Origin of the sequence: Mesorhizobium sp. B2-4-12, from assembly GCF_006441575.1 — a bacterium.
Taxonomy (GTDB): domain Bacteria; phylum Pseudomonadota; class Alphaproteobacteria; order Rhizobiales; family Rhizobiaceae; genus Mesorhizobium.
This window is the reverse complement of sequence record NZ_VFVC01000013.1, coordinates 76,726-103,724: the sequence shown is the minus strand read 5'-3', so window position 1 is coordinate 103,724 and position 26,999 is coordinate 76,726. Positions and strand designations below refer to the sequence as shown.

Annotated in this window: 29 protein-coding genes and 1 tRNA gene; 13 read left to right on the top strand and 17 right to left on the bottom strand. The window is 62.9% G+C overall.

Going from position 1 to position 26,999, the window contains the following annotated elements; translation table 11 throughout:
* Nucleotides 1-123 precede the first annotated feature (123 nt).
* Both FJ934_RS28345 and FJ934_RS10835 read right to left on the bottom strand, forming a co-directional pair.
* Nucleotides 124-606 carry a hypothetical protein gene (locus tag FJ934_RS28345; RefSeq protein WP_246671483.1) on the bottom strand — a complete coding sequence of 161 codons (483 nt, stop codon included), beginning with the start codon at nt 604-606 and terminating at the stop codon, nt 124-126.
* Nucleotides 607-970: 364 nt separating this feature from the next.
* Entirely contained in the window at nt 971-1,159 is a 189-nt protein-coding gene (locus FJ934_RS10835) for a hypothetical protein (protein ID WP_140609539.1), read from the bottom strand.
* Nucleotides 1,160-1,505: 346 nt separating this feature from the next.
* Between FJ934_RS10835 and FJ934_RS10830 the strand changes: the two genes are divergently transcribed.
* Both FJ934_RS10830 and FJ934_RS10825 read left to right on the top strand, forming a co-directional pair.
* On the top strand, nt 1,506-1,790 hold the full coding sequence (locus tag FJ934_RS10830; protein ID WP_140609537.1) for a helix-turn-helix transcriptional regulator: 285 nt from the start codon (nt 1,506-1,508) through the stop codon (nt 1,788-1,790).
* Between the two features lie 187 nt (nt 1,791-1,977).
* Nucleotides 1,978-2,439 carry a YbaK/EbsC family protein gene (locus tag FJ934_RS10825; RefSeq protein WP_140609535.1) on the top strand — a complete coding sequence of 154 codons (462 nt, stop codon included), beginning with the start codon at nt 1,978-1,980 and terminating at the stop codon, nt 2,437-2,439.
* Nucleotides 2,440-2,535: 96 nt separating this feature from the next.
* Here FJ934_RS10825 and FJ934_RS10820 read toward each other — a convergent pair.
* The 5 genes from FJ934_RS10820 to FJ934_RS10800 form a co-directional block, all read right to left on the bottom strand.
* Nucleotides 2,536-2,612 (bottom strand) — tRNA-Pro (locus FJ934_RS10820).
* A gap of 36 nt (nt 2,613-2,648) precedes the next feature.
* The gene (locus tag FJ934_RS10815; RefSeq protein ID WP_140609533.1) at nt 2,649-3,938 is read right to left on the bottom strand and encodes an O-antigen ligase family protein; all 1,290 of its coding nucleotides are present in this window, start codon (nt 3,936-3,938) and stop codon (nt 2,649-2,651) included.
* Entirely contained in the window at nt 3,935-5,470 is a 1,536-nt protein-coding gene (locus tag FJ934_RS10810; RefSeq protein WP_140609531.1) for an undecaprenyl-phosphate glucose phosphotransferase, read from the bottom strand. Before FJ934_RS10810 ends, FJ934_RS10815 begins: the two co-directional genes overlap by 4 nt.
* Nucleotides 5,471-5,555: 85 nt before the next feature.
* The gene (locus FJ934_RS10805; protein ID WP_140609529.1) at nt 5,556-6,686 is read right to left on the bottom strand and encodes a glycosyltransferase; all 1,131 of its coding nucleotides are present in this window, start codon (nt 6,684-6,686) and stop codon (nt 5,556-5,558) included.
* Between the two features lie 10 nt (nt 6,687-6,696).
* Complete coding sequence (locus FJ934_RS10800) at nt 6,697-7,260, bottom strand: polysaccharide biosynthesis/export family protein (RefSeq protein ID WP_140609527.1); 564 nt, start codon at nt 7,258-7,260, stop codon at nt 6,697-6,699.
* Between the two features lie 264 nt (nt 7,261-7,524).
* Here FJ934_RS10800 and FJ934_RS10795 point away from each other — a divergent pair, with 264 nt between their 5' ends.
* Nucleotides 7,525-9,825, top strand: a complete 2,301-nt coding sequence (locus FJ934_RS10795; protein ID WP_140609525.1) for a Wzz/FepE/Etk N-terminal domain-containing protein — start codon at nt 7,525-7,527, stop codon at nt 9,823-9,825.
* A gap of 40 nt (nt 9,826-9,865) precedes the next feature.
* Here FJ934_RS10795 and FJ934_RS10790 read toward each other — a convergent pair whose 3' ends face one another.
* Entirely contained in the window at nt 9,866-11,095 is a 1,230-nt protein-coding gene (locus FJ934_RS10790) for a GNAT family N-acetyltransferase (RefSeq protein WP_140609523.1), read from the bottom strand.
* A 91-nt stretch (nt 11,096-11,186) separates the two neighbouring features.
* Between FJ934_RS10790 and FJ934_RS10785 the strand changes: the two genes are divergently transcribed.
* Complete coding sequence (locus FJ934_RS10785) at nt 11,187-12,245, top strand: polysaccharide deacetylase family protein (RefSeq protein WP_140609521.1); 1,059 nt, start codon at nt 11,187-11,189, stop codon at nt 12,243-12,245.
* 19 nt (nt 12,246-12,264) lie between these two features.
* Here the strand turns inward: FJ934_RS10785 and FJ934_RS10780 are convergent, their stop codons facing one another.
* Nucleotides 12,265-12,480 (bottom strand): DUF2842 domain-containing protein, encoded by a 216-nt coding sequence (locus FJ934_RS10780; protein ID WP_140609519.1) that lies wholly within the window; start codon nt 12,478-12,480, stop codon nt 12,265-12,267.
* Nucleotides 12,481-12,632: 152 nt separating this feature from the next.
* Here FJ934_RS10780 and FJ934_RS10775 point away from each other — a divergent pair, with 152 nt between their 5' ends.
* Nucleotides 12,633-13,724, top strand: a complete 1,092-nt coding sequence (locus tag FJ934_RS10775; protein WP_140609517.1) for a COX15/CtaA family protein — start codon at nt 12,633-12,635, stop codon at nt 13,722-13,724.
* Nucleotides 13,725-14,010: 286 nt separating this feature from the next.
* Here the strand turns inward: FJ934_RS10775 and argC are convergent, their stop codons facing one another.
* Both argC and speB read right to left on the bottom strand, forming a co-directional pair.
* Nucleotides 14,011-14,937, bottom strand: coding sequence for an N-acetyl-gamma-glutamyl-phosphate reductase (gene argC / locus FJ934_RS10765; protein ID WP_140609515.1), 927 nt, complete (start codon nt 14,935-14,937; stop codon nt 14,011-14,013).
* Nucleotides 14,938-14,967: 30 nt separating this feature from the next.
* Nucleotides 14,968-15,972, bottom strand: a complete 1,005-nt coding sequence (gene speB, locus FJ934_RS10760; protein WP_140609513.1) for an agmatinase — start codon at nt 15,970-15,972, stop codon at nt 14,968-14,970.
* Between the two features lie 122 nt (nt 15,973-16,094).
* Here speB and FJ934_RS10755 point away from each other — a divergent pair, with 122 nt between their 5' ends.
* Nucleotides 16,095-17,303: an acyltransferase gene (locus FJ934_RS10755; RefSeq protein WP_140609511.1), complete on the top strand. Its 1,209-nt coding sequence runs from the start codon at nt 16,095-16,097 to the stop codon at nt 17,301-17,303.
* 86 nt (nt 17,304-17,389) lie between these two features.
* Complete coding sequence (locus tag FJ934_RS10750) at nt 17,390-18,448, top strand: glycerophosphodiester phosphodiesterase family protein (protein WP_140609509.1); 1,059 nt, start codon at nt 17,390-17,392, stop codon at nt 18,446-18,448.
* Between the two features lie 273 nt (nt 18,449-18,721).
* Here the strand turns inward: FJ934_RS10750 and rpsI are convergent, their stop codons facing one another.
* The 5 genes from rpsI to FJ934_RS10725 form a co-directional block, all read right to left on the bottom strand.
* On the bottom strand, nt 18,722-19,204 hold the full coding sequence (rpsI, locus tag FJ934_RS10745) for a 30S ribosomal protein S9 (RefSeq protein ID WP_140609507.1): 483 nt from the start codon (nt 19,202-19,204) through the stop codon (nt 18,722-18,724).
* A 1-nt stretch (nt 19,205) separates the two neighbouring features.
* On the bottom strand, nt 19,206-19,670 hold the full coding sequence (rplM, locus tag FJ934_RS10740) for a 50S ribosomal protein L13 (protein ID WP_010915638.1): 465 nt from the start codon (nt 19,668-19,670) through the stop codon (nt 19,206-19,208).
* A gap of 252 nt (nt 19,671-19,922) precedes the next feature.
* Nucleotides 19,923-20,321 carry a type II toxin-antitoxin system HicB family antitoxin gene (locus tag FJ934_RS10735; protein ID WP_140609505.1) on the bottom strand — a complete coding sequence of 133 codons (399 nt, stop codon included), beginning with the start codon at nt 20,319-20,321 and terminating at the stop codon, nt 19,923-19,925.
* Nucleotides 20,322-20,338: 17 nt separating this feature from the next.
* Entirely contained in the window at nt 20,339-20,530 is a 192-nt protein-coding gene (locus tag FJ934_RS10730) for a type II toxin-antitoxin system HicA family toxin (protein WP_140609569.1), read from the bottom strand.
* A gap of 61 nt (nt 20,531-20,591) precedes the next feature.
* A complete protein-coding gene (locus FJ934_RS10725) occupies nt 20,592-21,041 on the bottom strand; it encodes a PaaI family thioesterase (RefSeq protein ID WP_140609502.1) in 450 nt (149 codons plus the stop codon).
* A gap of 154 nt (nt 21,042-21,195) precedes the next feature.
* On the opposite strand from FJ934_RS10725, the gene FJ934_RS10720 reads away from it, so the two are divergent.
* From FJ934_RS10720 to FJ934_RS10695, 6 genes are all read left to right on the top strand, one after another.
* Nucleotides 21,196-22,020: an enoyl-CoA hydratase gene (locus FJ934_RS10720; protein ID WP_140609500.1), complete on the top strand. Its 825-nt coding sequence runs from the start codon at nt 21,196-21,198 to the stop codon at nt 22,018-22,020.
* Between the two features lie 2 nt (nt 22,021-22,022).
* Nucleotides 22,023-22,445, top strand: coding sequence for a VOC family protein (locus tag FJ934_RS10715; protein ID WP_140609498.1), 423 nt, complete (start codon nt 22,023-22,025; stop codon nt 22,443-22,445).
* Nucleotides 22,446-22,564: 119 nt separating this feature from the next.
* Complete coding sequence (locus tag FJ934_RS10710) at nt 22,565-23,323, top strand: GNAT family N-acetyltransferase (protein WP_246671482.1); 759 nt, start codon at nt 22,565-22,567, stop codon at nt 23,321-23,323.
* Nucleotides 23,320-23,841, top strand: coding sequence for a CoA-binding protein (locus FJ934_RS10705; protein WP_140609497.1), 522 nt, complete (start codon nt 23,320-23,322; stop codon nt 23,839-23,841). The genes FJ934_RS10710 and FJ934_RS10705 overlap by 4 nt, the downstream gene beginning before the upstream one ends.
* Nucleotides 23,842-24,042: 201 nt before the next feature.
* A complete protein-coding gene (locus FJ934_RS10700; protein ID WP_140609495.1) occupies nt 24,043-25,323 on the top strand; it encodes an O-acetylhomoserine aminocarboxypropyltransferase in 1,281 nt (426 codons plus the stop codon).
* A 6-nt stretch (nt 25,324-25,329) separates the two neighbouring features.
* Nucleotides 25,330-25,674 (top strand): cupin domain-containing protein, encoded by a 345-nt coding sequence (locus FJ934_RS10695; protein WP_140609493.1) that lies wholly within the window; start codon nt 25,330-25,332, stop codon nt 25,672-25,674.
* A gap of 44 nt (nt 25,675-25,718) precedes the next feature.
* Here the strand turns inward: FJ934_RS10695 and FJ934_RS10690 are convergent, their stop codons facing one another.
* Nucleotides 25,719-26,969, bottom strand: a complete 1,251-nt coding sequence (locus tag FJ934_RS10690) for a cytochrome P450 (protein WP_140609491.1) — start codon at nt 26,967-26,969, stop codon at nt 25,719-25,721.
* Between the last annotated feature and the right edge of the window lie 30 nt (nt 26,970-26,999).

Here is a 26,999-nt window from a genome sequence, read left to right as displayed (position 1 = left end):
CCGGGTTCGTCCAAGTGCCGTAGCCGGCGGCCGAGTAGACAGTGATCTCGCCGGCATAGAGGCGATCGTCGGTGACTAGGAAGTCGATGCGGATATAGTCGAGGTCGCCAGCAATGCCAGGTGCTATCGAGATCGCCTGGCGGACATGGTCGAGCAGCCTCGCATTGACGGGCAGGGCCTGGTCTTCGTCGGGATAATCCGGATCCCTCCCGGGCAACGGATTGGCTTGCCGGGCACGATTGGCCGATAGGCCCATTCGCCATGGCGCCGACCATAGCGTTCGCGTTGCCAGCGCCTCGCCTTGCGCACGATGGCAGCACGGTCCGGCCCGCCTTCGGAAACGAATATGTTCATCGCGCAGCCATGGTTTGCCTTGATCACAGCGGCGCTGGTCAGCAGGCCCGGAGGGATATTGGCAGCGTCGCGCCCGCACCAGAGTGTCTCTGGCATGGCGATCCCGGGGCAGGCGTCACGGATGTAGACCTTGGCCGCGAGCTTGTCGGTCAGCGTCACGAACAGCGGGTTGCGGTCGACGATTTTCCGCCACAGCACCAGTTCATTGTAGCGCACGGGCGCGGCCGGATTGGGCAGATAACCCAGTTCCACGGCAAATCGTGCGACAAGGACAGGGTGACGAGCCGTGAGCCACAATCGTGCGACTGACAGAACAAGACGATTTTTCCAGGAAACATCGGCCACGGCCGTCATCGGGAATACCTGGCCAAGTTGGCGAAACCTACCCCGGTGCGCGTACCCGGTCAGCATATGCCTTGCCGTATCGTGATTTGGCTCTGCGTGAAAGGTTTCGCTTACCGTCGGGGCATCGGGATTGACGCCGGAATTCTGGGGCCGGCGGTTTCGGTGTAACTCGACAGGCCCGATTCACGTCGTCCCCGGCATTGCATCACCAAGAGAAGACCGGCCTTGAACAAGAAGCCAAGGCGGTCTTCTCGTTGGTCGTCTGGTATGCTTAGTAGGCCTTCTTCACCATTTTCTTCATGTGGTGGTGATGGTGGTGGTAGTGGTAGTGATGATGGCGATGGTGATGGCGATGATGCTTTGCCATCGGAGCCGCATCCGCGCTTGTCGCACCGATGACCGGCGCCGTGAAAGCGAGGGCAACTGCAAGCCCGAGGGCCGAGAGGAGGGACTTCTTCATGGATCGTTTCCTTCTTTTCGCAGGCAGATATAAATCGGGTCGATAGCCCGACCGCCGCGAATGGAATTACGCTCCCGAATTTTTTCGTCAGTATTTCCCGATTGTAGAATTTTGTTTCTGAACTGTTTCTGGCCGACCGAGCCTCCATCACCACCATGGCACGGGCTGCAAGCTGTCTTGGTCGGCTGTTTGGCTACGCACGCGCAGATGCGCCAGCGAGGTGTGGGGTTCACGATAGTGTGACGGCCCGTTTGGCTCTTGGCAAATCGCTGGCGAGCGGGCATCTTCCTGCCCGTCTCAGGCAACATCCATTTTGATCAAACGCTTTCAGCCACCGGAGTTGCCAATGCCCCACAATGCAAAAGAACATGCCCCTTCCGAACCGTTAGCCAATGAGCTCGGGCCAATTTACAGCACCCTCAAGGCGATGCGGGAAACCCGCGGTTACAGCGTGGAAGAGCTGTCGCTGACCTGCGGCCTGTCGGTCGACGAGATCGAGGACATCGAGAGCGGCAGGGCGGCCGACCCGGCGAAGCTGCGTCGTATTGCGTCCGCGCTTCAACTGCCCCAGGACGCTGTGATTGTTTCCGCTGCGCCGGCACCGGCCGCACAAGGTCGGCCCCTGGCATAGAATCCAGCAACAGGCATGCCCAAGAAACCCGCCAGGCCCGCTTGGCGGGTTTCTTGTTGATGCCGCAGCGTTCTCCAGAAGCCGGGCTTGCCGACTTGTCGATCGCACGTGTTTATACCCACGGCATCCAGATCTGTTGCCGATTGCGTCCGCCGTGCATTGGGTTTTGAGCTGTGGGTCTTCTGATATGAGCTTGGAATCGGTTCGTGCCTTCTTCGCCGCGCATGCGCCGGACATTGAGGTCATCGTCACGGAAGCGAGTTCGGCGACGGTGACGCTGGCGGCGCAGGCGCATGGTGTGTTGCCGGCGCAGATCGCCAAGACGATCTGTCTTCGCGTCGCGGAACGGACCATGCTCGTCGTGACCAGTGGCATCGCCAGGCTGGATAACCGCAAGTTCAAGGATCAGTTCGGCGGCAAGCCGCGCATGCTCGACGCTGAAGAGGTCGTCGAGGCGACAAGCCACCCGGTGGGTGGCGTCTGCCCGTTTGGCCTGCCGTCGCCGCTGCCGGTCTACTGCGACGTGTCGTTGCGCGAATTCGGCGAGGTCGTGCCCGCCGCCGGCGCCACCAACGCTGCGGTACGGATTGAGCCGCGGCGTATGGCGGACCTGGTCGGCGCCGAATGGGTGGATGTGTGCCAGGGTTAGAGGCCGGATCCCGAAGCTGGAACCAGGGCGCGGAAAGAGGCGAGTCGAAAATCGGCTGACTGGCCGGGCGGACTTCGGGGGCAAGTCCTGCATAATTGGTCGGAGTGGCCGGATTCGAACCGACGACCCCTTGACCCCCAGTCAAGTGCGCTACCGGGCTGCGCTACACTCCGGACCGGTCGCGATGTATCGTGATAACCCCGCTTCGGTCAACCAAAATTCGGCGTTTGTTGCACCGGCGTTGATACGATGGCTCTTGGCCTCTGCAATGCGGGCCGCAGCCGCCGCTGATGGCGGTATTCGAGCGCGATGGCACCCCAGATCAAGCCGAGCAGCAGGTAGACGTGGCGCCAGTGATCGATGTCGATGAAGGTGCCGAGCCCGATATTGCCGATGAAGGCGACATAGGCGCACAAGAGATAGGGTTGCCACGGCCGGTCACGCAAAAGGATGCGGAACCCGGCTGCCAGGGTCCACAGGACAAGCGTCAGGAACGACACGAAGCCGAGCCAGCCATAGTCCATCAGCATCTTCAGCCAGATGTCGTGCGTGTCCTCGCCGAACAGCGTGCCGAAGACCAGTGGGCCGATGCCGAACGGATGCTCCATCGCCATCTGGAAACCGATCGTATAGCGGGCGAAGCGGCCGAGGCGGGCGGTGTCATAGCTCTGTTCGAGGTGCGCGCGGTTGGAGAACATCTCTGCCACCCCAGGCAGATGCAAGATCACGATCACGGCGATGGCCAGCAGCGACAGTGCGGCGATCGTCATGATCACCACGCGCAGCCGGAACATGCCGCTGTTGCTCTGCAGGAACAGGCAGCCGGTGAGCAGCACGGCGGAGACGGCAAACATGCCCCAGGCGCCGCGCGAGAAGGAGAAGAAGATGCCGGCCGTGATGATCAGCAACGGTATCGCCAGCAATGGCATGCGCGAGATCGGTCCGGTCAGGAGCAGATAGAGCAGATAGATGCCCGGCAACACCAGGAACGGTCCGAACACGTTCGGATCCTGGAAGGCGCCAGCGGCGCGATCGTATTTGGTGAACATTTCAGCACCGGGAAAGACGTGGAAATAGCCTGCTATGCCAAGCAGCGACGTCGCCACCGCCGAGACGACATAGGCAATGAAGATCAGACGGTAGAGGTTCGGCTGCGTGGCGGTGACCGATGCGAAGAACACGGCGCTGAAGGCGAGAAACAGCGATACGGCGAGATAGAGCGGCGTGTTGGCGAGGTTCGCCATCTGCGTCATCGAGATCATGCCGCCGATGTTCATCGCCACCAGCAGCACCAGCAGCGGCGTGGCGGCGCGGGAGATCCTCAGGCCGAAAAGGGCCCAGACGGCGATCAGCCCGGCCATGTAGATTTCATAAGGGGCCGGCTCGCTGATGACGAAGCCGGACAGGAGAATACCGAGCACCACCGCGCTGGAAGAAATCAGGGCGATCAGCTTGGCGTTGACTGCGGCCGGCGGCAGTTCGTGGGAAATCGCGCTCAATAGGCGTTTTCCGTGTTGAGCAGTCGAATCGGGGTCAGGAACAGGATCCGCAAATCGAACAGCAATGACCAGTTTTCGATGTAGTAGAGGTCGTACTCCGTCCGCATGCGGATCTTCTCATTGGTGTCCATCTCGCCGCGCCAGCCATTGATCTGCGCCCAGCCGGTGACACCGGGCTTGACCTTGTGGCGGGCGAAATAGCCGTCGACCACCTCATTGTAGAGAAGGTTGTGCGACTGCGCGGCAATGGCATGTGGACGCGGACCGATGAGCGACAGCGAGCCCAGCAGCGAGTTGAAGAATTGCGGCAGCTCGTCGATCGATGTCTTGCGAATGAAGCGCCCGACGCGGGTGACCCGCGGGTCGTTCTTGGTCACTGTCTGCTTGGCGGTCGGGTCCGATCTGTCGGTGTACATCGAGCGGAATTTATAGACCTCGATAACCTCGTTGTTGAAGCCGTGCCGTTTCTGCTTGAACAGGACAGGCCCCTTGCTGTCGAGCTTGATGGCGATCGCGGTGCCGAGCATCACCGGCAGGAAGACGACGATGCCGATGAGGCTGAAGATGATGTCGAAGGCACGCTTGGCGACCGAATCCCAGTCGTTGATCGGCTTGTCGAAAATGTCGAGCATCGGCACCGAGCCGATGTAGGAATAGGCGCGCGGGCGAAACTGCAGCGCGTTGGAGTGTGCCGACAGCCGGATGTCGACCGGCAGGACCCACAGCTTCTTCAGCAATTGCAGGACGCGCGTTTCGGCGGTCAGCGGCAGCGACACGATCAGCATGTCGATGCGGGCGATGCGGGCGAACTCGATCAGTTCCGAAATGGTGCCGAGCTTGGGATAACCGGCAACGATGGGCGGCGAGCGCTTGTCGCTGCGATCGTCGAAGATGCCGCAGATGCGGATGTCGTTGTAAGGCTGCTTTTCGACCGAGCGGATCAGGATCTCCGCCGCCCTGCCGCCGCCGACGATGACGGCGCGCCGCTCCATGCGGCCGTCGCGTGCCCAGCGCCGGATCAGCTTCGACATCACCAGCCTGAGGCCGAAGAGGAAGACAAAGCCGACGACGAACCACGTCCCGAACAGCAGGCGTGAATAATCTTCCGACATCTTCGTGGCGAAGGCTGTCAACGCCATCAGGGCGAAGGCGCCGGCCCAGGCCAGCAGGATGCGGCCGAAATTGGCGATCGGCCGCATGAGGGAGACCACCTGATAGCAGTCGGTGACATCGAGCAGCACCACGGCGAGGAATGACGCGGCGGCAATCGTCACCGGATATTGCCAGGCGAGATAGTTGAAGAACCCGACATAGTAGAAATAGACGCAGAGCCCCGAAACGAACAGCACCGCGAATTCGACCATGCGCAGGACGCCGCTGACCATAATCGGCGACATCGTATCGCGCCGGTATTGCGTGGCGACCTGTCGGGCAACGTCGTTCATGCCGCCCGGCGCATCGCCATCGGCCGGGCCGTCGAATTTACGCACCGCTTCGGGTGAAAAGCGGCGCGCGGGGTCGATCTCGTTCATGGGACAGTCCGCAAGCTTCCCTCGGGGATAGCAAAAGAGAGCTAAGAAACCCTTGAAGCAACGCATGGCTTTGGAAGGGCTTGGACTAGCTGTCGAGCGCGGCGAAGTAGGCTTTCTCGATTTCGGCGGCCATGACGTCGGCGCCGAAACGCGCCCTGAGGCCGGAACTGTCGGGCATCAGTTCGCGATAGGCGGCAAGGTCGGTCAGCGCCTGGCTCATCTTGCCGGCAAGCTCGGCCGCATCGGGCCGGATCAGGGCAGGGGAATCGGAACCAAAAATCTCTGGTATGCCGCCGACGGCTGTCGCGATCATCGGCCTTGCCCCGGCAAGGGCCTCCAGCACGATATAGGGCATCGCCTCGGCACGCGAAGGAACCACGACGAGCGCCGCCAGCGCGAAAGCCTCCCTGGCCGGCATTGGTGGCAGGAAACGGACATGGCCCTCAAGTCCCAGGCGCCGCACTTGTACGTGGTAGCGTGGCAGGTCGTCGCCGTCGCCGACCATCACCGCGCTCAGCGCGCGGCCGAGGCGAGGGCCGGCGGCGGCCAGGGCATCGATGAAGATGTCTGGCCCCTTGAGATCCCGCATCATGCCGATATAGAGCAGGTCCGCCTGATCGGCGTTGGCGATCACGGGTTCGAATTCGGCCGCGCGCAAGCCGTTGTAGACCAGCGCGTTCGGAATGGGCGGTTCGCCCACCTTCCTGCGATAGGTCCGCCGCTCATAATCGGAGACGAACAGCAGGCAATCGGTGAAGCGCGCCATGAAGCGCTCGAGCGCGAAGAACATCTTTCCGGTGGCGGTGTTCTCGTCATAGTGGAGGGAGCCGCCATGCGGCGAATAAAGGCGGGCTACGCGAGACCTTGACACCCGCAACAGTGAGCCGAACAGACGGGCATAGGCGCCACCCTTGGCGCCGTGCCCGTGCAGCACGTCCGGCCGCAATTCCTTGATGATCCTGTAGGTGCGTCTGGCCGAGGCGAGGTCGCCCGGGCCGACATGACGCTGCATTGGCGTGCGGTGGATGCCGAGCGCCAGCGTCTCCTTCATCTGCGCGAACAGACGCTCCTCGAATTCGCCGCCCGTGGTCGAATCGCAGACGATGCCCACCATGTGACCGGCGGCGGCCTGCGCTTCCGTCAAATCGCGCACATGCCGGAAAATTCCTCCGACGGGTGAACGAAAGCAGTGGACGATCCTGAGCTTGTCCGCCACGTGGTGTCATTCAGAACAGGCGTTCACGAACGTAGACGGTGTCTCCGGGCAGCAGCGGGTCCGAGGTGACCACGCGGCCGGTCATCACCTTGCCGTTGATGTCGCGCGTGATGTCGACGCTTTCCTGATTCGCGCGTGGCGTGAAGCCGCCGGCAATGGCGATGGCCTTCTGCACGGTCAGGCCGGGTACGTAGGAATACTGGCCGGCGGCGCCGACTTCGCCCATGACGAAGATCGGCCTGTAGCGATCGATCTCGACCGAGACGTCGGGGTCGCGCAGATAGCCTTGCCGCAGCTTGTCGGCGATCGCCTTTTCCATCTGCTGCGCGGTGTGGCCGCGGGCCGGTATCGCGCCGACGAGCGGGAAAGAGATATAGCCCGATTGGTCCACACTGTAGGTATTGGTCAGCCCGTCCTGCTCGAACACCGTGACACGGACACGGTCGCCGGCACCGAGACGGTAGGGCTGGTCGAGGATCTCGTGGAAGGCTGCCGGCGTCGGCCGGTAGCTGGAGCAGCCGGCGAGCATCGATACGGCAAGCAGTGCGCGAAAGAGGGAAGCAGTGCTTTTCATGACCGGATACGTACCTTCGACTGGCCGCTGCCGCATCGCAGCAAAGATCTGGGATCGGGCTCGTTATCATCCTGTTAGGGTTAATGGCCGGTAAAGGAGTCGGCTGATGCCGTTTACGCCGGCGAGAATTTCGCCGTATTTGCTGGTTTATCGTTTTTCTTCCCGTTCGCGCGTAAATGCTAACCAAAACTTACCGTGATCTTAACGGCTGAGTTACCATAGTTGTTTACGGTGCATCCCGACCCAGTTTCGGAGTAGGGATGCATGTCCGTTCAATCCGCGGCCGCAGATGTCGACGTTGATCTCAGGCAGCTTTTCGCCAGCCTGGCGAGGAATTGGCTGCGCATCCTGGTCTTCGTTCTGGTGGTGACAGGACTGACGTTCGCGTTCGCTTCGCTCGCGACCCGGCATTACAAGGCCCAGACGCAGGTGGAGATCGTTCCGCGCGAATCCGTCTACACCCGTCCGGCCGGCAACACTGACGGCGACAAGCCGATCCTCGACGAGCAAGGCGTTGCCACCCAGGTCCAGATAATTTCGTCCAACGAGATCCTGAAGCAGGTGGCGCAGAAGCTCGGCCTGTCGCGGCTGCCTGAGTTCGACGAAACGATCAATATGTCCTCCCTGAGCCGCGTGCTGATCCTGCTCGGCTTGAAAAACGACCCGATGGACGTTCCGGCCGACGAGCGTGTCCTGAAGAAGATGGGTGAGAAGCTCAACGTCTATGGTGTTGAAAAGACCCGCATCATTGCCATCGAGTTCTCCTCGGAGGATCCCAAGCTCGCCGCCGCCATTCCCGATGCCATCGCCGCCGCCTATATTGCGGGGCAGGGTGCGGCCAAGCGCGAATCGAACACTGCTGCCGCCGACTTTCTGGCGCCCGAGATCGCCGACCTGTCGAAGCAGGTCAAGGATGCCGAGGCCAAGGTCGCGGCCTACCGCGGCCAGTCCGACCTCCTGATTGGCGGCAACAATTCCGTTCTGGCCACCCAGCAACTGGCCGAGTTGTCGACCGAATTGTCCCGGGTGCGGGCCAACCGCGCCGCGGCCGAAGGCACCGCCGACAGTGTGCGCAAGGCGCTGCAGAACGGCGGCTCGCTGGATTCGCTGCCGGAAGTGCTGTCGTCCGACCTGATCCAGCGTCTGCGTGAGCGGCAGGTCGAGCTGCGCGCCAACATCGCCGATATGTCGACGACACTGCTCGACAATCATCCGCGCATCCGCGCCGCGAAATCGCAGTTGGCCGACCTCGATGCGCAGATCCGCAGCGAAGCCCAGAAGGTCATGAGGGGCCTTGTGATGCAGGCGGACGCGGCCAAGGCGCGCGAAAACCAGCTCGTCGCGGACGTCAACACGCTCAAAGCGGCTTCGGCGCAGGCCGGCGAACAGCAGGTCGGCCTCGACGCGCTGCAGCGCGATGCCGCCGCCAAGCGCCAGCAGCTCGAACTCTACCTGACCAACTACCGCGAGGCGGCTTCGCGTCAGGACCGCAACTATGTCCCGGTGGATGCCCGCATCGTCTCGCCGGCCTTGGTGCCCGCCGAGCCATACTTTCCCAAGGTCGGGCCGATCATCGGTGCGGCCGCAGCGGCTTCGCTTCTGCTGGCGGCGGTGTTCACGCTGTTGCGGGAGCTCTTCTCGGGCCGAGCAATGCGCCCGGCCACAGGAGCCCGCTTTGAGCCGATCGACGAAGTGCCGATGCCGCCGACTGTCCATCAAGAGCCATCTGCTCGCCTGGAACCGCCTGTCGCCAGCAAGCCCGCCAATCGCGCCGCCGAAGCGCCATTGCCCGAAACGGTCATGGGCCCGGAGATGATCGCGCAGCCCCAGCCAGCTGTGGAGGCAGTATCTGCCGCCCATGCCGCCCCTGTCGCCGGGGCCGCGCCCATGGCTGAGGCCAAGCCTATGGCTGAGGCCAAGCCAGTGGCTGAAGCCGAGCCTGTCACGGAGATCCCGCGGCCACGCTCCGTGCTTGGCGAGATCGATATCGAGAAGGCCGCTGAAAAGCTGATCGCGAGCGGGGCCGCGCGCGCCATATTCGTTTCGCCCGAAGGCGACGAGGCGGCCGCGTCGGCGATCCTGGTGGCGCGTGAGGTGTCCGACGCCGGCCTGCGCGTCCTGCTGCTCGACCTCACCGCCTCGGGCGCCGCCTCGCGGCCGATGCTCGACAGCGGGCTTTTCCCGGGCATCACCGATCTGCTCGCCTCGCAGGCGCAGTTCAGCGACGTGATCCATGCCGATCTTTATTCCGACTGCCATGTCATCCCCGTTGGCACGGCCGACCCGGTCCGCGCCATGCGCGCCGCCGACAGGCTGCCGATCATCATGCAGTCGCTGACCACGGCCTATGATCTGGTGGTGGTCGAATGCGGACCGGCCGACGCGCAAGGCATCAGCCGCCTGGGCAGCGATGCCACCGAGGTGTTCCTGTCCATGCTCGAGCCGGACGACGAAGTGACGCGAGCCGCCGTCAAGCTGATCGAGAACGGCTATCCCGACCTGACCCTTGTTACGCCGCTTGGCCACGAACCGCCCGGCACCCCGGGTCAGCGCTCCGCGGCTTGAAAGAACAGCCGTTGGGAGGCTTGCTCACTTTACGGCGAGCTTAGCTGTCGTCCTCGCCAGCCGGGGGTGCTGCCTGTCCGGCTGACTTACGGCGCAGCATCTTGGCCAGCTTCCAGATCGCCGGGCTGTTCTTGATGAAAGCCTTCAGCCGTGCATTCTGGCGAAGCATCAATGCCAGCGCACGGCCCTTCAGCGTCAGCGGGACCAGCACCTCGAAATGCTGCGTTTCGATATCGCACCATTGTCGCTTGTAGGGCTCGTCGCCGACGGAGAAATCATAGACCGCGAAACCCGTCTCGCAGGCCTCCTGGATGTTGTCGAAGAACAGGAAGTCGCCGGGACTGGTGTGCGCGAGATCGTCCTCGGCGATCGCTCCGAACTCGCAGATCAGCCGCCTGCCCGAGCGGCTCGATCCGGTGATAGCGCGCAGCTTGCCGGCAACCTCCAGTCCGTGCAGCACGAAAGGAGGCTCGGGCTGGTCCAAGGCCTGGGTAAACAGCCCTCGGAAAAAGGCGCGCGTCGGATCGTCGCCGAAGACGTTGGCAATGCCCATCTTGCGAAAGCGAAGCTCCTTCATCTCGAAGAAGGCGTCGAGCAACCGCTCCACCTCGTCCGAGCTGCGAGCCTCGATGCGCCGGTGGCTGCCGACTGCCTCGAATTTGCGGGTCTGCGAACGATGCTTCTTGCGTTTGCGCTTTCCGCCGGCGCGCAGCAGCAACGCATCGAAGCCTCCGGCAAGGTCGGCGGCCAGCGAAAGATTGGGGCTGGAAAAACGTGCAAGCGACGCCAGCGGATTGGCGATATCATCGAGCTTGGGCAGCAAGCGTTCCAGCGCGATGAGATCGATGTCCGGACGGGATTTGGCGACGGCCGCAAGCATCGAACGGATGGCGGCGACATCCGCATTGGCCAGCCATTGCGGGTCAGCGGCCGCGAAATTGCCGTTGGCGTGCCGGCCGCCCATGAAACGGGCGACTCGGAACCGTCCCTGGTTCACAACTTCCAGCGCCAGTGCAAAGACCGGCTTGCCTTCGAGAGCGAGCGTAGCCACGAGGAGTTCGGGCTTGACCTGCGCGGCCCAGTTCATGACCCAGGTCGCGCCCTGTGCCGGCGCACAGACCGCCGAGCGGCAGAACTTCGCATAGGCCGCCAGCCCCTCGGCGCCCGCGACCGAGATCGATGGCCCGGTGGCACCCCCAGGCAGGGCGCGTGGTGATGCCTCGGTCGCCGCAAGCCGATTGCCGTCAAATGGCGCCATTGCGTCAACCATACCTCAATCCTTAAGGCGTATTGATCCCGATTTGGGGGGGCGCTCAGGCGTGTTCCGTGCTTGGATCAGCCTAGGCGCAAAAGGTGAATGAATGATCGACGGTGGGGAGGCTATCCGAAAACTGGCGCTCAACGTCGCGCGCTATACCGGCCTCGCCCCATTGGCCAGACCGTTTGTCGGCGGCATCGGCGCCATCCTGATGCTGCACCGCGTGACAGCGACACCCGAAAAGCCGGATAGCGCAAACCGGCACCTCAACATCGCGCCCGGCTTCCTCGATGCCGTGATCGCCGACATGAAGGCGGACGGCTATGCCTTCGTCTCGATGGACGAAGCCGTGGAGCGCATCGAGGCAGGCGGCAAAGGTGGTCGGTTCGCCACCATCACCGCCGACGATGCCTATCGTGACAACATGACGGAGGCGCTGCCGGTGCTGGAAAAGCACGGCGCGCCGATCACCATCTATGTCGCCCCGGGACTGATCGACGGTACCGCCGATCTGTGGTGGGATGTGACCGAGGATATCGTCAATGCCTGCGACCGGCTGACGCTGGCGACCTCAAATAGTCCAATCGTGATTGATTGCGCGACCCCCGCCAGGAAGCGTCAGGCCATAGCCCGGTTGCACGCCTACCTCGCCACCGAGGTTCGCGAGGAAGACCTTAGGACTGTGCTGCGCGATCTGGCCACTTCCAATGGCATCGACGCGGATGCTCCGCGCCTGCGGACCCTGATGAACTGGAATGAGATTCGCACCATCGCCGCGCATCCGCTGGTGACGATCGGCGCCCATACCATCAACCACAGCAATCTGAAGCGGCTTTCCGAGGCCGATGCGCGACACGAGATCGGCGCTGTGAAGGATATGTTGCGGGCCAGGCTCGGCAGGGAGCCGCGCCATTTTGCCTACCCTTATGGCTATGCAAGCGCCGTCGGCTGCCGCGAAGTGGGCTTTGCCCGCGAGGCCGGCTATGCCTCCGCCGTGACGACCCGCCATGGTGTGCTGCGCGCCGAACATGCCGGTTTTCTCCATGCTTTGCCCCGCATTTCGGTCAACGGCCGCTACCAGAGCCTTGCCCATATCCGCACCATGCTGTCGGGCGTGACGACGCCGCTCGCCAATGCCGGCAAGATGGTCGTCACCGTCTGACGGGCTGCCAAGGCATGGCTCAGCGCTTGGCGCGTGGCTCCAGCATCAGCCACTTGATGATGCCCATGGCCGGCAGCACCCAGAGCAGGCCGCTGAGCAGAAAGAAGAAGAAATGCACCCACGCGCCCGATTCCGACAGGCGGGCGACCGCTAAGATCGATGCGACCAGCGCGTAGATGATAACCAGCGCCACCAGCAGGAACATTCCGATCAGCTTTTTCAGGCGAATAGGCATGGCTTGGCCTCGTTGTTCGCTATCGCTTAGGCCGAACACACGGCACGCGCAACCCGTGACAGGCGGCGCGACGGCGTGCCGCGCCGTCCGGTCTTGCCAGCAGGAATGCGATGGTCCACCAATCCGCGACATCAACCTGCCGGGATAGATTCATGGCCGCCATCACTGCTGCCACGCCTTACCAGGCCCGTGACCGCGACCTGCGCAACCGGGCGCTGGTGCGCGGCTGGCTCTACGTCGTGCTTCTGGTGCTGTTTGCGTTGGTGCTGGTTGGCGGCGCGACGCGGCTGACCGAGTCCGGCCTGTCGATCACCGAATGGCAGCCGATCCATGGCGTCATCCCGCCGCTCAATGAGGGCGAGTGGCAGGAGGAATTCCAGCGCTATCAGCAGATCCCGCAATACACCGAGCTCAACAAGGGCATGACTATCGAGGCATTCAAGTCGATCTTCTGGTGGGAGTGGGCGCACCGTCTGCTGGCGCGCAGCGTCGGCCTGGTCTTTGCCTTGCCGCTGCTGTTCTTCTGGGTGACGCGCCGGATAGAGCGCGGGCTCGGACCGAAACTTGCGGGAATTCTTCTCCTCGGCGGCCTGCAGGGCGCTATTGGCTGGTGGATGGTGGCCTCAGGCCTGGTCGACCGTGTGTCGGTGAGCCAGTACAGGCTGGCCACGCACCTGACGCTGGCGGCACTGATCTTCACCGCGACCATGGTCGTCGCCCGCGGGCTGGCGCCGCATTCCGAGCCCGCCGCCGATCGCTCGACGCAGAGATTGGCCGGTTTCATCGTGCTTCTGGCGCTGATCCAAATCTATCTCGGCGGCCTGGTCGCCGGTCTCGACGCCGGGATGAGCTACAACACCTGGCCGCTGATGGATGGCAGGATTATCCCGGGCGATCTGCTGATCCTCGAGCCGGTATGGCGCAACGTCTTCGAGAACCCGAAGACGGTGCAGTTCATACATCGCTTCGGCGCCTACACGATCTTCGCCGTCGCGCTCTGGCACATGATCACCACGCGCCGTCGGCTGCCCGGCTCAACCCATGCCCGCCGCGCGACGCTGCTGTTCGTGCTGGTGCTAGTGCAGGCCTCTATCGGCATCGGCACGCTGCTGATGCAGGTGCCCCTGCATATGGCGCTGACGCATCAGGGGTTCGCGCTGGTTGTGCTCGGTTTTGCCGCCGCCCATTGGCGCGGCACCAAAGGTGCCTATCCGCTCCCGCATGAGGTCGCGGTCAGGAGCTGATCCGAGCCGGGTCAAAGGTCACATCCAGAATTCGTTCGACTGCGTGGTCCTACCGCCGTCGAATTCGGCCTGCGACGCTGCGGCGGACGGTGCGGGCTGGCCTTGACCGCTTTCGCAGCCGTGTCCGCTTCGCCACGCACCTCGTCGGCGACATCGTCGAACGGTTTGAGCGCCTATGGCCGGCGAGCCGTCCTCGAACCGCACCTTCCAGATACGGCTCGAAAGGTCTCGGCGATGAGTTCGGGCGCGCTGACCCTCCAGCGCGCCGGAAATGCGGGTCCGTCCATCAAAGGCCGAGCATCAGGTCCATGTTCTGGACGGCCGCGCCCGAGGCGCCCTTGCCGAGATTGTCATAGACCGCCAGCAGCAGCGCCTGCGCTCTGTCGTCGTTGGCGAAGACATAGAGCTTCATGCGGTTGGTGCCGTTGTAGATCTCAGGATCGATCTCCGGCATGCGTTCCAGATGCGTATAGGGCGCCACTTCGACCACGCCGCCCTTGATGGCGGCGAAATGGTCGGCAATGGCCGCATGCAACTCCGCACCCGTCGGCACATAGTCGAGGCCGCCGAGCTGCAGCGGCACCACCGTGATCATGCCTTGGGCAAAATTGCCGACAGCCGGCTGCATGATCGGATCATGCGACAGCTTCGCGTAGGCCCGCAGCTCCGGCACATGCTTGTGCTGCAAGGTCAGCCCATAGGGCAGGAACTCCGAGGCGTCCTCGCCCTTGGCGACGTAGTCCTCGATCATCGGACGTCCGCCGCCCGAATAGCCCGAAATGCCGTTGACCGTGATCGGGAAATCGGCCGGCAGCAGACCGGCGGTGACCAGTGGCCTGAGCGTCGCGATCGGCCCCTGCGGCCAGCAGCCGGGATTGGCGATGCGCTTGGCCGAGGCGATCTTCTTCGCCTGCTCCTTGTCCATTTCGGCGAAACCATATTCCCAGCCTTCGGCGACACGATGCGCGGTCGACGCATCGATGACCTTGGTGGTGTCGTTGGTGATGAGCGAGACGCTTTCCTTCGCCGCATCGTCCGGCAGGCACAGGATCGCGATGTCGGCGGCATTGAGGAATTCGGCGCGCGCCGCCGTTTCCTTGCGGCGCTCGGCAGGAATGGAAATGATCTCGAGATCGCCACGCTCGGCAAGCAGCGCCCGGATCTGGAGGCCGGTGGTGCCGTGCTCGCCGTCGATGAAGATTTTCGGTTTCATTGCCTGATCAAATTCCCTGAAGTTTCAAGACTATATGCCGTTACCGTGATTCACGGCGGCGCCATTGTGGCCGTTATTCAATTCTTCCTGTCGCGCCTTCCGCTCCGCCAGCAGACCGAGATATTGCATGGCGATCATCGAGCCGGCGATCGCCGTAATATCGGCGTGATCATAGGCCGGCGCAACCTCCACCACATCAGCACCGACAATATCGATCTGGTTGAGCTGGCGCAGCGTCGACAGGATTTTCGCCGAGGATGGCCCGCCGGCAACCGGCGTGCCGGTGCCGGGCGCGTAGGCGGGGTCGAGGCAGTCGATGTCAAAGGTCAGATAGGTCTTCTTGCCGCCGGTGCGGTCGACGATGGCGTAGGCAATGTCGGAGGCGCGCATCTCCTCGATCTCGTGGCCGTAAAGGATCTTGATACCGAACGTGTCGGGCGCATGGGTGCGGATGCCGATCTGAATCGAACGGTCGGGATCGATGATGCCCTCGTTGACCGCGCGGCCGACGAAGGATCCATGGTCGATGCGCTTGCCGTCATCGGGCCATGTGTCCTGATGGGCGTCGAACTGTACCAAAGCAAGCGGTCCGTGGATGGCGGCATGCGCCTTGAGCAGTGGCCACGTCACGAAATGATCGCCGCCGAGGGTCAGCAGGAAGGCGCCTGACTTCAATATCTTCGACGCTTCGCGTTCGATCGCTGCCGGCGTCTTCTGATGGTTGCCGGAATCGAGCAGGCAATCGCCGTAGTCGACCACGGCGAGATGCTCGAACAGGTCGCGTGAGAAGGGGTACTGCGGATCATTGTCGAGGATCGCCGAGGCACGACGAATCGCCTGCGGCCCGAAACGGGCGCCGGGCCGGTTGGTAACGGCGGCATCGAACGGAATGCCCCACACCACCGCGTCCGCGCCTTTCACATCCTTGGTGTACCGACGGCGCATGAACGACAGCGCGCCGGAATAGGTCGGCTCGAATGCGGCGCCCGTTTTGGAACGGGCGGTGAAGGCGTGGTCGATGTTCTTGTTCGCCATTACGAATCCTCGTTTTTATCGGGGTGCAACAACTACAGAACCGGCATGGAAGATGCCAGTCATAGCTTGGGGAGACGAAACGGCGCCGCCCGGGTACCACAGCAACACAGGGTTGTATCATTATGACGCAGACCGCGTTTCTTAATCCGTCTCATGCTGTGGTGTCGACCCACGCCGGCACGATCGCCGGCGAACGCTTCCAGGTGCTCGATTCGTGGCGCGGCATCTGCGCCCTGCTGGTGGCGCTGTTTCATTTTCCGACCGCTTCGGCGATCTCGCAGAGCGGCTTCATCGGTTCGTCCTATTTGGTCGTCGATTTCTTCTTTGTCCTTTCCGGTTTCGTCATCGCCGGCAACTACGCCAATCGGCTGAGCCAGCCGGCACAGGTCGCCCGCTTCGCGCTGGTGCGTTTCGGTCGCATCTACCCGCTGCATCTGCTGATGCTTGCCGCCTTCGCGGGGTTTGAACTGCTGCGGCTGCTGTTGCCGGCACTGCATGGCACCGGCGCCGCACCCTTCACCGAAGGGTTCGATCTGAAGAGCCTGCTTGCCAATCTTCTGTTGCTGCAGGGTGTCGGCTTCGAGGATCGACTGACCTGGAATGCGCCGAGCTGGAGCATTTCGGCGGAGTTCTTCGCCTACCTCCTGTTCGCGGGCGTGGTGTTCGTCGCCGGCGCGCGCGCCTGGGTGTGGTTCGTCGCCGCTGCCGTCACCGCGCCGCTGTTCCTGCTCGGCTTCTCCACGCACCATATGGATGTGTCCTATGATTTCGGCTTCATCCGCTGCCTCTACGGCTTCTCGCTCGGCGCCCTGCTAGCCTGGTTTCAGCATGATTCCATTGCAGGGGCGCGACAGATCCTCGCCAGGAGCGGCCCGCGGATGAACTGGACGCTGGCTGAAATGGTCATGGTGGCGGTCATCGTCGTTTTCGTCTCGCTGGCGGGCGGCAATGATTTTGGCATCGCAGCACCCCTCGTGTTCGCGCTGGCGCTGTTTCTCTTCGCCCATGAAGGCGGCTGGATTTCCGCTATGTTGAGGGTGCCGTTCATGCTGACGCTCGGCGCGCTGTCCTACTCGATCTACATGGTCCATCTCTTCGTCCAGGCGCGCATGATCAACCTCGCCGGGCTCGTCGGGCGCAAGCTCGACCTCGATCTTGTCGGTGACATCGTCCTGCGTGGCCAACCCGCGACGGGGTTCGGTGCCGGCTGGGCCGGGACGGTGGCGATCGTCATCATGCTGGCCGCCACCATCGCGGTGTCGTGGATCACCTGGCGCTTCGTCGAAACGCCGGCGATAGCGTGGTTCCGCCGCGAATCGAAGCGCCTCTGAGGCGAGCATCCGCTAGCCGGCTTCGTTCACCTGCTTGTCACGGGCATCGCCTATCCGGATCTCGATCCGGCAAGGAGCGATTCTCGATGCGGACCCTCTGGTTGAGCCTTCTGTTTTCCACGGCGCTTGTGGCATCTGCTGGCGAGTCAGTGGCCGGCGAAACCCGCGCCAGACAAATCCTCGACCGGTTCGAAAATGCCAACCAGTGGCGCGACCATGTCATGGTGGCCGCGCATCGCGCCGGCAGCATGCAGGCCGGCAAGACGCTCTACGCGGAGAATTCGCTCGCGGCTGTCGAGGGCTCGATCGCCATGGGCGCCGAGATCGTCGAGGTCGACATCAGGCGCTCGAAGGACGGCGAGTTCGTCGTCATGCATGACAGCTGGCTCGATCGCACCACGACCTGCAAGGGCGAGGTGGTGAGGTACACGCTGGCCGAACTGAAGACCTGCCGACTGGTGGTCGAAGGCACCCGCGCCGTCACCGACGAACGGGTCTCGACGCTGCGCGAGATGCTGCTGGCGACCCGGGACAGGATCGTCATCAATCTCGACAACAAGCTTGAAGTCGGCGACCTGCCGGGCATGATCGCGGTCGCCCGGGATCTCGGTATGGCCGACCAGGTCATCGTCAAGGAGAACTTGTGGAACCAGAACCGGATTGCCACGGTGAAGACCGCCATGGCCGCGATCGGCGGCGGCTTTCAGTTCATGCCGATCATCGCCGATGACGCGGTGCACGATGCCGGTTTCGCCGAGACGGTCGACCACTCCTTCTCGCCACGAGCAATCGAGCTGATCAACTGGCGGGCAGGCGCCGAGACGCTGACCGAAACTGGCGGACCGCTGTTCAGCACGCGCATGCGGGCGGTCGCGGTACGGGGAAACTGGCACATCTGGGCCGATACCTACGCCATCGTCAACAAGCCGGGCGGCTTCCTGGCCGGCGGCCGCGGGGACGAACTGGCGGTGCAGGCCAGCCTGCCGCGCGAAGCCTGGGGGTTCTGGGTCGACCGCGGCGCCAGCATCATCCAGACCGACGAGCCGAAGGCGGCAATTGATTGGCTGGCGGCGAACGGTTACCGTGTGCCTTATACCAACGATGCGCGGCCTGCGGAGCAGGCGCACACGGCGAGCATCAACTAAGCAACCGAACGCTGGCTCGTCACCTCTCCCGGCGCTTCGTGCCGACCTCCCCATCGAGGGGAAGTGGAAGGGCCGCGGCAAATTCTCCGCCCCGGAATGGCAAGAGCAGCAGGTTTTCATATCGGGCGGGCCACGGGTGCACCAAGCGTGACGCCACCTATGAGGAGGCCACGAAGGTGGGGTTCGGTGATAGCGCGACAATGACCGGGTGCGCATAACAAAACAAAAAGGCCGCTCGGAGGCGGCCTTTTCGGTATCGGCAGTTCGAAACGCTTAGCGCTTCGAGAACTGGAACGAACGACGGGCCTTCGCCTTGCCGTACTTCTTGCGCTCGACGACGCGGCTGTCGCGGGTCAGGAAGCCGCCCTTCTTGAGCACGGCGCGCAGCGCCGGCTCGTAGTAGGTCAGCGCCTTGGAGATGCCGTGACGCACCGCGCCGGCCTGGCCGGAGAGGCCGCCGCCGACGACAGTGGCGACGATGTCGTACTGGCCCGAGCGGTTGGAGGCGATGATCGGCTGGTTGAGGATCATCTGCAGGACCGGACGCGCGAAATAGGTCGCGAATTCCTTGTCGTTGACGACGATCTTGCCGGAACCCGGCTTCACCCAGACACGCGCGATGGCGTTCTTGCGCTTGCCGGTGGCATAGGCGCGGCCCGATTTGTCGAGCTTCTGGACGTGGACGGGGGCCGCGGCCTGCGCGTTGGAGTTGCCGGTGGCGGCGCCCAGTTCTGCGAGCGAGGAAAGCTCAGCCATCTTATGCGACCTTCTTGTTCTTGGAATTCAGCTTGGCCACGTCGAGGACTTCAGGCTGCTGGGCGACGTGCGGATGCTCCGCGCCTGCATAGACGCGCAGGTTCTTCATCTGGCGGCGGCCGAGCGGGCCACGCGGGACCATGCGCTCAACGGCCTTCTCGACGACACGCTCGGGGAAACGGCCCTCGAGCAGCTGGCGCGCGGTGCGCTCCTTGATGCCGCCGGGATGCCCGGTGTGCCAGTAGTAGACCTTGTCGGTGAACTTCTTGCCGGTGAACACCACCTTATCGGCATTGATGACGATGACATTGTCGCCGTCGTCGACATGCGGGGTGAAGGTCGGCTTGTGCTTGCCGCGAAGATGATTGGCGATGACAGTGGCGAGACGGCCGACGACGAGACCCTCGGCGTCGATCAGGATCCACTTCTTCACCACATCCGCAGGCTTCTGCGAAAAGGTTGTCATGTTTTCTGCTTTCGGTTCTGACCTTCACGAGGAAGGCGTTTCTTGTTGCTTGGATTGCCGAAAGGCCCGTGCCCGTCGGCAATAACAAAACGGCGGCCTTTGCGGGCCGCTGCTTCGTGAGGGGCTTATAGGCGAGGGGCGGCGCAGCGTCAAGGCGCATTGAAAGTCTTGCGTCAGAGAAAGTATCGCCAAAACACGTAGTTAGATGAGAGGTATTATTTTACCGCACCGATTTGGCGTGGCCTGCCGCGCTTAGTGCTTTGCTTCAATCTCCTTGCGGGCCGCGCTTGAGAGGAAGGCTGATCTGGTAATGCCGCGTTCGCGCGCGGCCGCGTCGATGGCCCGCAATACGCCGCGCTCGAAGGTCACATTTGCCCGGACGACGGCGCTGTCATTATCGATGAGCGGTACAGAAACCAGATAGCTGCCTCCAGCGAGTGCGCTGCGTATGTCGGGAAGCGCGACAATCGCTTCGTGGCTGGACGGCTCGGGGACGGGCATATCCTCCGCCCACAGTTGCAGTGCTTCGGTCGCGTTCGGCACGATGTCCTTGGCTTCGTCCGCAGCCGAAAAACAGCCGGGAATATCAGGAAAGCGAATGCCGAACGCGCTATCGGCCTCCTTGTCGACCAATGCGAAATAATTCTTCACCCTAGCCTCCAAACCGTTCACGCGGTCCTAATCCAGCCCGCTTGCTTGGCGATCGCACGAGCTGTGCCGGTTGGCAGATCCTTTTCCGGATGGGGAACAATCAACACGATCTCGCCTTTGCGGAACTTGTGGTGTGAACCGCGCACCGAGATCAGCTCGAAACCTTCATCCCTCAGGCGTTTCACGATTTTACGACTATCACGCTCCAGCAAAGATCGCCTGTGCGCATATATATACACATTAGAGAAAAATCCAACATCACGTAAGTGATTAAGCTCGTCTCGGCGGGATCGAATACGTACCGGTGGCATGCGCCACCGTCTGCCCTTCCGGGCCGGCGACGATATCGATGTCGAACAGCATCAGGTTCTTTCCCAGCTTCAGGATGCGGCAATGGCCGTCGATCGGCCCGGCCTCGGCCTTGCGCACGAAGTTGATGTTGAGGTTGGTCGTGACCGAGAGCGCGTCCGGCCCGGCATGGCTGAGCACGCAGACATAACCACCGATGTCGGCCAGCGTGAACAGGGCAGGTCCGGACACCGTGCCGCCGGGACGCAGATGCCGTTCGCCGGCATTGAGCCGCACCGTGCAACCGCCGGGAAATACGTCGATCGCCTCATAGGCGGTGGAATTCTCGTTGAGTTGCGGAAAGACGGTTTCCATCAGCGCGTTGATCTGCGCTGCGGTCAGCACCGGCTCGAGTTTTGTCTGGGCGGGCATGTCGGTCTCTCATTCTGCGACAGGCCTGTATGGGCGCAGCCGGGCGTTTCTGGCAACACCTTCATCCGGCTGGCGCAAGCGATGGGTGTTGGATGAAACCCGATCCGGTATTAGATACTCCGGCAGCCCGATCGGAATCGCGGAGACCCTAGCCATGGCCGAAATCCTTGCCATCACGCCTGCAGCCGCCGAGGAGGGCCCGGTCACGACGAGCCTGGATAGAGGCGTGCTGCGCCTGACGCTCGCCAACCCCCCCGCCAACGCGCTGTCGCTTTCCGTAATGACGGCGCTGACCACGGAACTCGACCGCGCCAAGGCGGACAAGGCTGTTCGCGTCATCGTGCTGTCGGCTGCCGGCAAGGTCTTTTGCGCCGGCCATGATTTGAAGGAGATGACCGCGCGCCGCTCCGATGCCGATCGCGGCAAGGCCTTCTTCGAAGAGACGTTCGCCGCTTGCGCCACGCTGATGCAGGCGATCGTGCGCCATCCCGTGCCCGTGATCGCCGAAGTCGACGGCCTGGCGACCGCCGCCGGCCTGCAACTGGTCGCGAGCTGCGATCTGGCGATCGCCTCGCATGAGGCGACCTTCTGCACCCCCGGCGTCAACATCGGCCTGTTCTGCTCGACGCCGATGGTGGCGCTTTCGCGCAATGTCTCGCGCAAGCAGGCGATGGAGATGCTGCTCACCGGCGAGACGATCGATGCCGCGACGGCCAAGGAATTCGGCCTGGTCAACCGCGTGGTGCCGCGCGAGTACCTGAATCAGATTGTCACCAAATACGCGCAAACCATTGCTTCCAAGTCATCTCTGGTGGTGAAGACCGGCAAGGAAGCCTTCTACGCGCAGGCCGAAATGGGGCTGGCGGATGCCTATGCCTATACCGGCCGCGTCATGGTCGAGAATATGCTCGCGCGGGATGCGCAGGAGGGCATTGGCGCCTTCATCGGCAAGCGTAAACCGGAATGGATGGACGACTAGCCGTGGAGCCGCGTATCTCCATCATCACCATCGCTACGGATGATCTCGACCGGGCAGTACGCTTCTATGAAGCGATGGGCTTGAAACGCCATGCCGGGATTACCGACGGGGTAGCCTTCTTCCAGATGGGCGGTGCCATTCTCGGCCTGTTCCCGCGCGCCAGCGCCGAGGCGGATTCCGGGATCACTTTTGCTGGGGCTCCTTCCGCCATCTATCTCGCCTACAACACCCGCTCCGATGCCGAAGTCGACGAGGTGCTCGCCTTGGCGGAGCAGGCTGGCGGGCGCATCGTCAAGCCGGCCGGCCGCGCCTTCTGGGGCGGCTGGTATGGCTACTTCGCCGATGCGGACGGACATGTCTGGGAGGTGGGACACAATCCGGCCTTTCCGATCGCAGAAGACGGCACGATTTCGCTGCCTGATTGATGGCTTACCGCAAGCAGCTGACGCGGCTCAAGGCACGTATCTCAAGCGCACTTTGCTCGATGCCGAGCGCGTGGCTATCCGCAGGCCTTCATGGAGGAAGCGCTGAGGGAGGACGACGCGTGACTGTCGAGGATGACCTCAACTGGCGGGTCGAGCAGGCTTGCCGCGAGGGTTGGCCGGCGGCAACCGAGACGGTCGTCAAAGGCTGGCTTATGAGGCGCTCAGGTGGCAGAATCCGCCGCACCAATTCGGTCAATCCGCTACGCGGCAACCGGGCAGGGCCGGCGGAAGCTCTTGCCTCTGCCGAGACCTTTTATGCCGGTTATGGCCAGATACCGTTGTTTCGCGTTCCCGGTGTCGCCGGCGAGATGGATGCGGTTCTCGACCAGCACGGTTATGCCGTCGAAGGCGGTACGATCCATCTCTACGCCGATATCGATGCGATGGCCCGGGTGCGCGACGAAAAGGTCGTGATTTCCGCCACACCGGGCGAGGACTGGTTCGGCGCGCGATTTCGCATGAGCGGCTATGACGATGCCGATCGCCGCATCCTTCGGGAGATGACCGGGTTGATCGTCGGCGACCGCGCGTTTGTGTCCTGTGAATACGACAGCGAAATCGCTGCCCTGGCCTATGGTGTCATCCGCGATGGGCTGCTTGTGGTGGAATCGGTTGAAACGGATGCCCGCTTCAGGCAGCAAGGCCTCGGCCGCAGGACCGTTGGCAGCCTGATCGATTGGGCGCGGCGGGCAGGCGCCACGGCTGCCTGCTTGCAGGTCGTGGCAGACAACGTGCCCGGGCGTGCACTCTACGCTTCGCTCGGCTTCAACCGCGAACTCTACCGATACCACTACCGCAGGAAGGCAGTTGCCCAGTGAACCACGACACCTATGACAATGCCTATATCGGCGGCATCCTCAATTCGGTGAAGACCATCGCCATGGTCGGCGCGTCGGCCAACGACGTGCGGCCGAGCTATTTCGTGCTGAAATATTTGCTGGCCAAGGGATTCTCGGTGTTTCCGATCAATCCCGGTCAGGCCGGCAAGGAAATCCTCGGCCGGATGACCTATGCCAGGCTGGCCGATGTGCCCGAGCCGATCGACATGGTCGATATCTTTCGCGCACCGCCAGCGGTGCCGGGTATTGTCGACGAGGTGTTGCGGCTCGATCCTTTGCCCAAGGTCATCTGGATGCAGCTTGGCGTACGCCATGACGAGGCCGCCGCGCGCGCCGAGGCCGCCGGGATCAAGGTGGTGATGAACCGCTGCCCCAAGATCGAGTACGGCAAGCTGTCCGGCGAGATCGGCTGGACCGGTGTCAATTCCGGCGTGCTGTCATCGAAAAAGCCGTTGATGCGCCAAGGCTTCCAGAGTTTTGGTGTGCGCCAGAAATGACGCAACCTGAAAACCGGGATCGCTTTTTTCGCAAGAGATTTTGGTCAAGCGCTGATGCGCAAAAATTTTCCGGGATGCGATTGAGTTTCCCCCGCGTTCATCGCAGATCGCGCGCCGAAAGGCATTTTCTTCTTTGCATTCCGGTCCGGGCTTCGCCAAGAATGCCTGGCGAATTTTGAGAAATTCTCGAGGGAGGTTTCAGTGATCCGTACGCCCGGTTTCAATACGCTCGCCGTCCACGCCGGCGCCAAGCCCGACCCGGCTACTGGCGCGCGCGCCACGCCGATCTACCAGACCACCTCCTTTGTCTTCGACGACGCCGATCATGCCGCATCGCTGTTCGGGCTGAAGGCCTTCGGCAACATCTACACCCGCATCATGAACCCCACCCAGGCGGTGCTCGAGGAACGCGTTGCCGCGCTCGAGGGCGGCACGGCTGCGCTTGCCGTCGCCTCCGGCCACGCCGCGCAGGTGATCGTGTTCCACAATCTGATGCAGCCGGGCGATAATTTCGTCGCCGCCAACAAGCTTTATGGCGGTTCGATCAACCAGTTCGGCCATGCCTTCAAGAATTACGGCTGGGAAGTGCGGTGGGCCGACACCAACGACGTCTCCACCTTCGAGAGTCAGATCGACGACAGGACCAAGGCGATCTTCATCGAGAGCCTCGCAAACCCCGGCGGCACTTTTGTCGATATCGAAAAGATCGGCGAGATCGCGCGCAAGCACGGCTTGCCGCTGATCGTCGACAACACGCTGGCCTCGCCCTACCTGATCCGGCCGATCGAGCATGGCGCCGACATCGTCGTTCATTCGCTGACCAAGTTCATCGGCGGCCACGGCAATTCGATCGGCGGCGTCATCGTCGACGGCGGCACCTTTGACTGGTCGAAGTCCGGCAAATACCCGATGCTGTCGGAACCGCGCCCTGAATATGGCGGTCTCGTGCTGCACGAAACCTTCGGCAATTTCGCTTTCGCCATCGCCGCGCGCGTGCTCGGCCTGCGCGATCTCGGACCTGCGATCTCGCCCTTCAATGCCTTCCTCATCCTGACCGGTCTTGAAACCTTGCCGCTGCGCATGCAGCGCCACTGCGACAACGCGGTCACGGTCGCCGGCTGGCTATCAAACCATCCCAAGGTCGCCTGGGTGAATTATCCAGGCCTGCCCAGCGACAAGAACAACGCGCTGCAGAAAAAGTACTCGCCCTTGGGCGCTGGCGCCGTGTTTACCTTCGGCCTCAAGGGCGGCTACGAGGCCGGCGTCAAATTCGTCGAGGCGCTGGAATTGTTCTCGCATCTGGCCAATGTCGGCGACACCAAATCGCTCGTCATTCACCCCGCGTCGACCACGCACCGCCAGCTTTCGGACGAGCAGAAGGTCAAGGCCGGCGCCGGCCCGGACACCGTGCGGCTTTCCATCGGCATTGAGGACGTCAGCGATATCGTCGCCGACCTCGAACAGGCGCTCGCCAAGGTTTGATCGCTGATGTCTAGCTTTCTTTCCGTCGACACCAAGACCGTCGAGCCCGAATCTGGCGCGCCGGCGCCGGACCGGCTGATCTCGGGCGATCCGAAATTCCGCACCTGGAACGTCGAGGAGCGGGACGGTGGGCTCTACGCAGGTATCTGGGAATCGACGCCGGGCAAGTGGCGCATCGTCTACGACGAATGGGAATTCTGCCACATCCTGTCTGGCGTTTCGGTTATCGCGGAGGACGGTGGCGAAGCGCGCACCGTCAAGGCCGGCGACAGTTTCGTTCTGCGGCCGGGCTTCAAGGGCAGCTGGGAAGTGCTTGAAACGACTTGCAAGGAGTATGTGATCAAGCTGTGAGCTGTTTTGGCCGGGAACTCGCGCAACCTCGGGCCCGCGATCGTTCAGAAGCCGACGGCGAGCTTTTCCAGCCCATGGAAGTGGTAGGTGTCGCGGAAGCGCGGTTCCTCGGCAAGATGCAGTTGCGGGTGCCGATCGAACAGCGTCTTCAGCGACACCTGCAGCTCCAGCCTGGCCAGCGGCGCGCCGATACAGAAATGGATGCCGGCGCCGAAGGACACGTTCTTCTGGTCCGCACGATCCGGCCGGAAGGCCAGAGGTTCGGCGAAGCCGCGCGGATCGTGATTGGCCATGCCAAGCAAAAGCCCGATCGTCTCGCCCGGTTGCACGATGATGCCCGGGGCGATCTCGATCTCCTGATAGGCATAGCGCGTGAACATATGCAGCGGCGCGTCGAAGCGCAGGCATTCCTCTACGGTAGCAGCGGTTCCTTCGGGCGACGTGAAGAAGCGGCGCGGGTCGCCGCTCTGCGCCAGGATAGAGCGCACCGCGTTGCCGGTCTGATGCACGGTCGCTTCATGCCCGGCATTGAGCAGCAGGATGGCAGAGGACACCATCTCGTCTTCCGATAGTTTCTGGCCGTCCTCCTGCGCCGAGATCAGCAGCGACAGCAGGTCGTCGCCCGGGTTCTTGCGTCGCTCGATGACGTAGCCGCGCAGGAAATCGGAGAACTCGCGTGCCGCGCGGTTGGCGGTGTCCTCGGTCTCGCGGGTACGGCCATGGATATACATGGCGACCATTTGATGTGACCAGTCGAGCAGTTGCGGCCCCATCTCGACCGGCACGCCGAGCATTTCGGCGATGATGGTGATCGGCAGGGGAGAAGCGAAGGCCGGCAGCAGGTCGACGGTTTTCTCTCCTTCGAAACAATCGATCAGCTCGTGGGCGAGGGCTTCGACACGCGGCCGCAGCCGTTCGACCTGGCGTGAGACGAAGGCCCGGTTGACCAGTGTCCTCAGCCGCGTGTGCACCGGCGGTTCCAGTTCGAGCATGGAGTTCGCCTCGATGCCGTCGAATGCCTCGAGATGGCTGCGGTCCTCGCCGATGCCGCGGCTGTCGGGAATGCCGGCCGGGTTCTGGCGGCCGAAGCGGCGGTCGCGCAGCAGCCGGTTGACATCATCGAAGCCGCCAAAGCACCAGAACCCGAACTCCTCCCAGTAGAACGCATTCGAGACGCCATGCAGGAAGGCATAGGCCTCGTACGGGTTCAGGAAGAAGGCCGGCCCGTGCGGGTCGAGCCTCAGGTGGCGGGTCGCCGGATCAAGGGCAAGGTAAGGAAGTGCCGGTTTGGTCATTCCAGACCAATAGCGCGGCTTGCCAGCTTG

Coding starts and splice junctions, on each gene's coding strand:
- FJ934_RS10725 (WP_140609502.1), bottom strand. CDS start 21,041: ATGCCCGCCCAGACAAAACTCGAGCCGGTGCTGACCGCAGCGCAGATC.
- FJ934_RS10810 (WP_140609531.1), bottom strand. CDS start 5,470: ATGAACGAGATCGACCCCGCGCGCCGCTTTTCACCCGAAGCGGTGCGT.
- FJ934_RS10800 (WP_140609527.1), bottom strand. CDS start 7,260: ATGAAAAGCACTGCTTCCCTCTTTCGCGCACTGCTTGCCGTATCGATG.
- FJ934_RS10780 (WP_140609519.1), bottom strand. CDS start 12,480: ATGCCTATTCGCCTGAAAAAGCTGATCGGAATGTTCCTGCTGGTGGCG.
- FJ934_RS10830 (WP_140609537.1), top strand. CDS start 1,506: ATGCCCCACAATGCAAAAGAACATGCCCCTTCCGAACCGTTAGCCAAT.
- FJ934_RS10695 (WP_140609493.1), top strand. CDS start 25,330: ATGTCTAGCTTTCTTTCCGTCGACACCAAGACCGTCGAGCCCGAATCT.
- FJ934_RS10835 (WP_140609539.1), bottom strand. CDS start 1,159: ATGAAGAAGTCCCTCCTCTCGGCCCTCGGGCTTGCAGTTGCCCTCGCT.
- rpsI (WP_140609507.1), bottom strand. CDS start 19,204: ATGGCTGAGCTTTCCTCGCTCGCAGAACTGGGCGCCGCCACCGGCAAC.
- FJ934_RS10795 (WP_140609525.1), top strand. CDS start 7,525: ATGTCCGTTCAATCCGCGGCCGCAGATGTCGACGTTGATCTCAGGCAG.
- FJ934_RS10790 (WP_140609523.1), bottom strand. CDS start 11,095: ATGGTTGACGCAATGGCGCCATTTGACGGCAATCGGCTTGCGGCGACC.
- FJ934_RS10750 (WP_140609509.1), top strand. CDS start 17,390: ATGCGGACCCTCTGGTTGAGCCTTCTGTTTTCCACGGCGCTTGTGGCA.
- rplM (WP_010915638.1), bottom strand. CDS start 19,670: ATGACAACCTTTTCGCAGAAGCCTGCGGATGTGGTGAAGAAGTGGATC.
- FJ934_RS10755 (WP_140609511.1), top strand. CDS start 16,095: ATGACGCAGACCGCGTTTCTTAATCCGTCTCATGCTGTGGTGTCGACC.
- FJ934_RS10785 (WP_140609521.1), top strand. CDS start 11,187: ATGATCGACGGTGGGGAGGCTATCCGAAAACTGGCGCTCAACGTCGCG.
- FJ934_RS10825 (WP_140609535.1), top strand. CDS start 1,978: ATGAGCTTGGAATCGGTTCGTGCCTTCTTCGCCGCGCATGCGCCGGAC.
- FJ934_RS10690 (WP_140609491.1), bottom strand. CDS start 26,969: ATGACCAAACCGGCACTTCCTTACCTTGCCCTTGATCCGGCGACCCGC.
- speB (WP_140609513.1), bottom strand. CDS start 15,972: ATGGCGAACAAGAACATCGACCACGCCTTCACCGCCCGTTCCAAAACG.
- argC (WP_140609515.1), bottom strand. CDS start 14,937: ATGAAACCGAAAATCTTCATCGACGGCGAGCACGGCACCACCGGCCTC.
- FJ934_RS10775 (WP_140609517.1), top strand. CDS start 12,633: ATGGCCGCCATCACTGCTGCCACGCCTTACCAGGCCCGTGACCGCGAC.
- FJ934_RS10720 (WP_140609500.1), top strand. CDS start 21,196: ATGGCCGAAATCCTTGCCATCACGCCTGCAGCCGCCGAGGAGGGCCCG.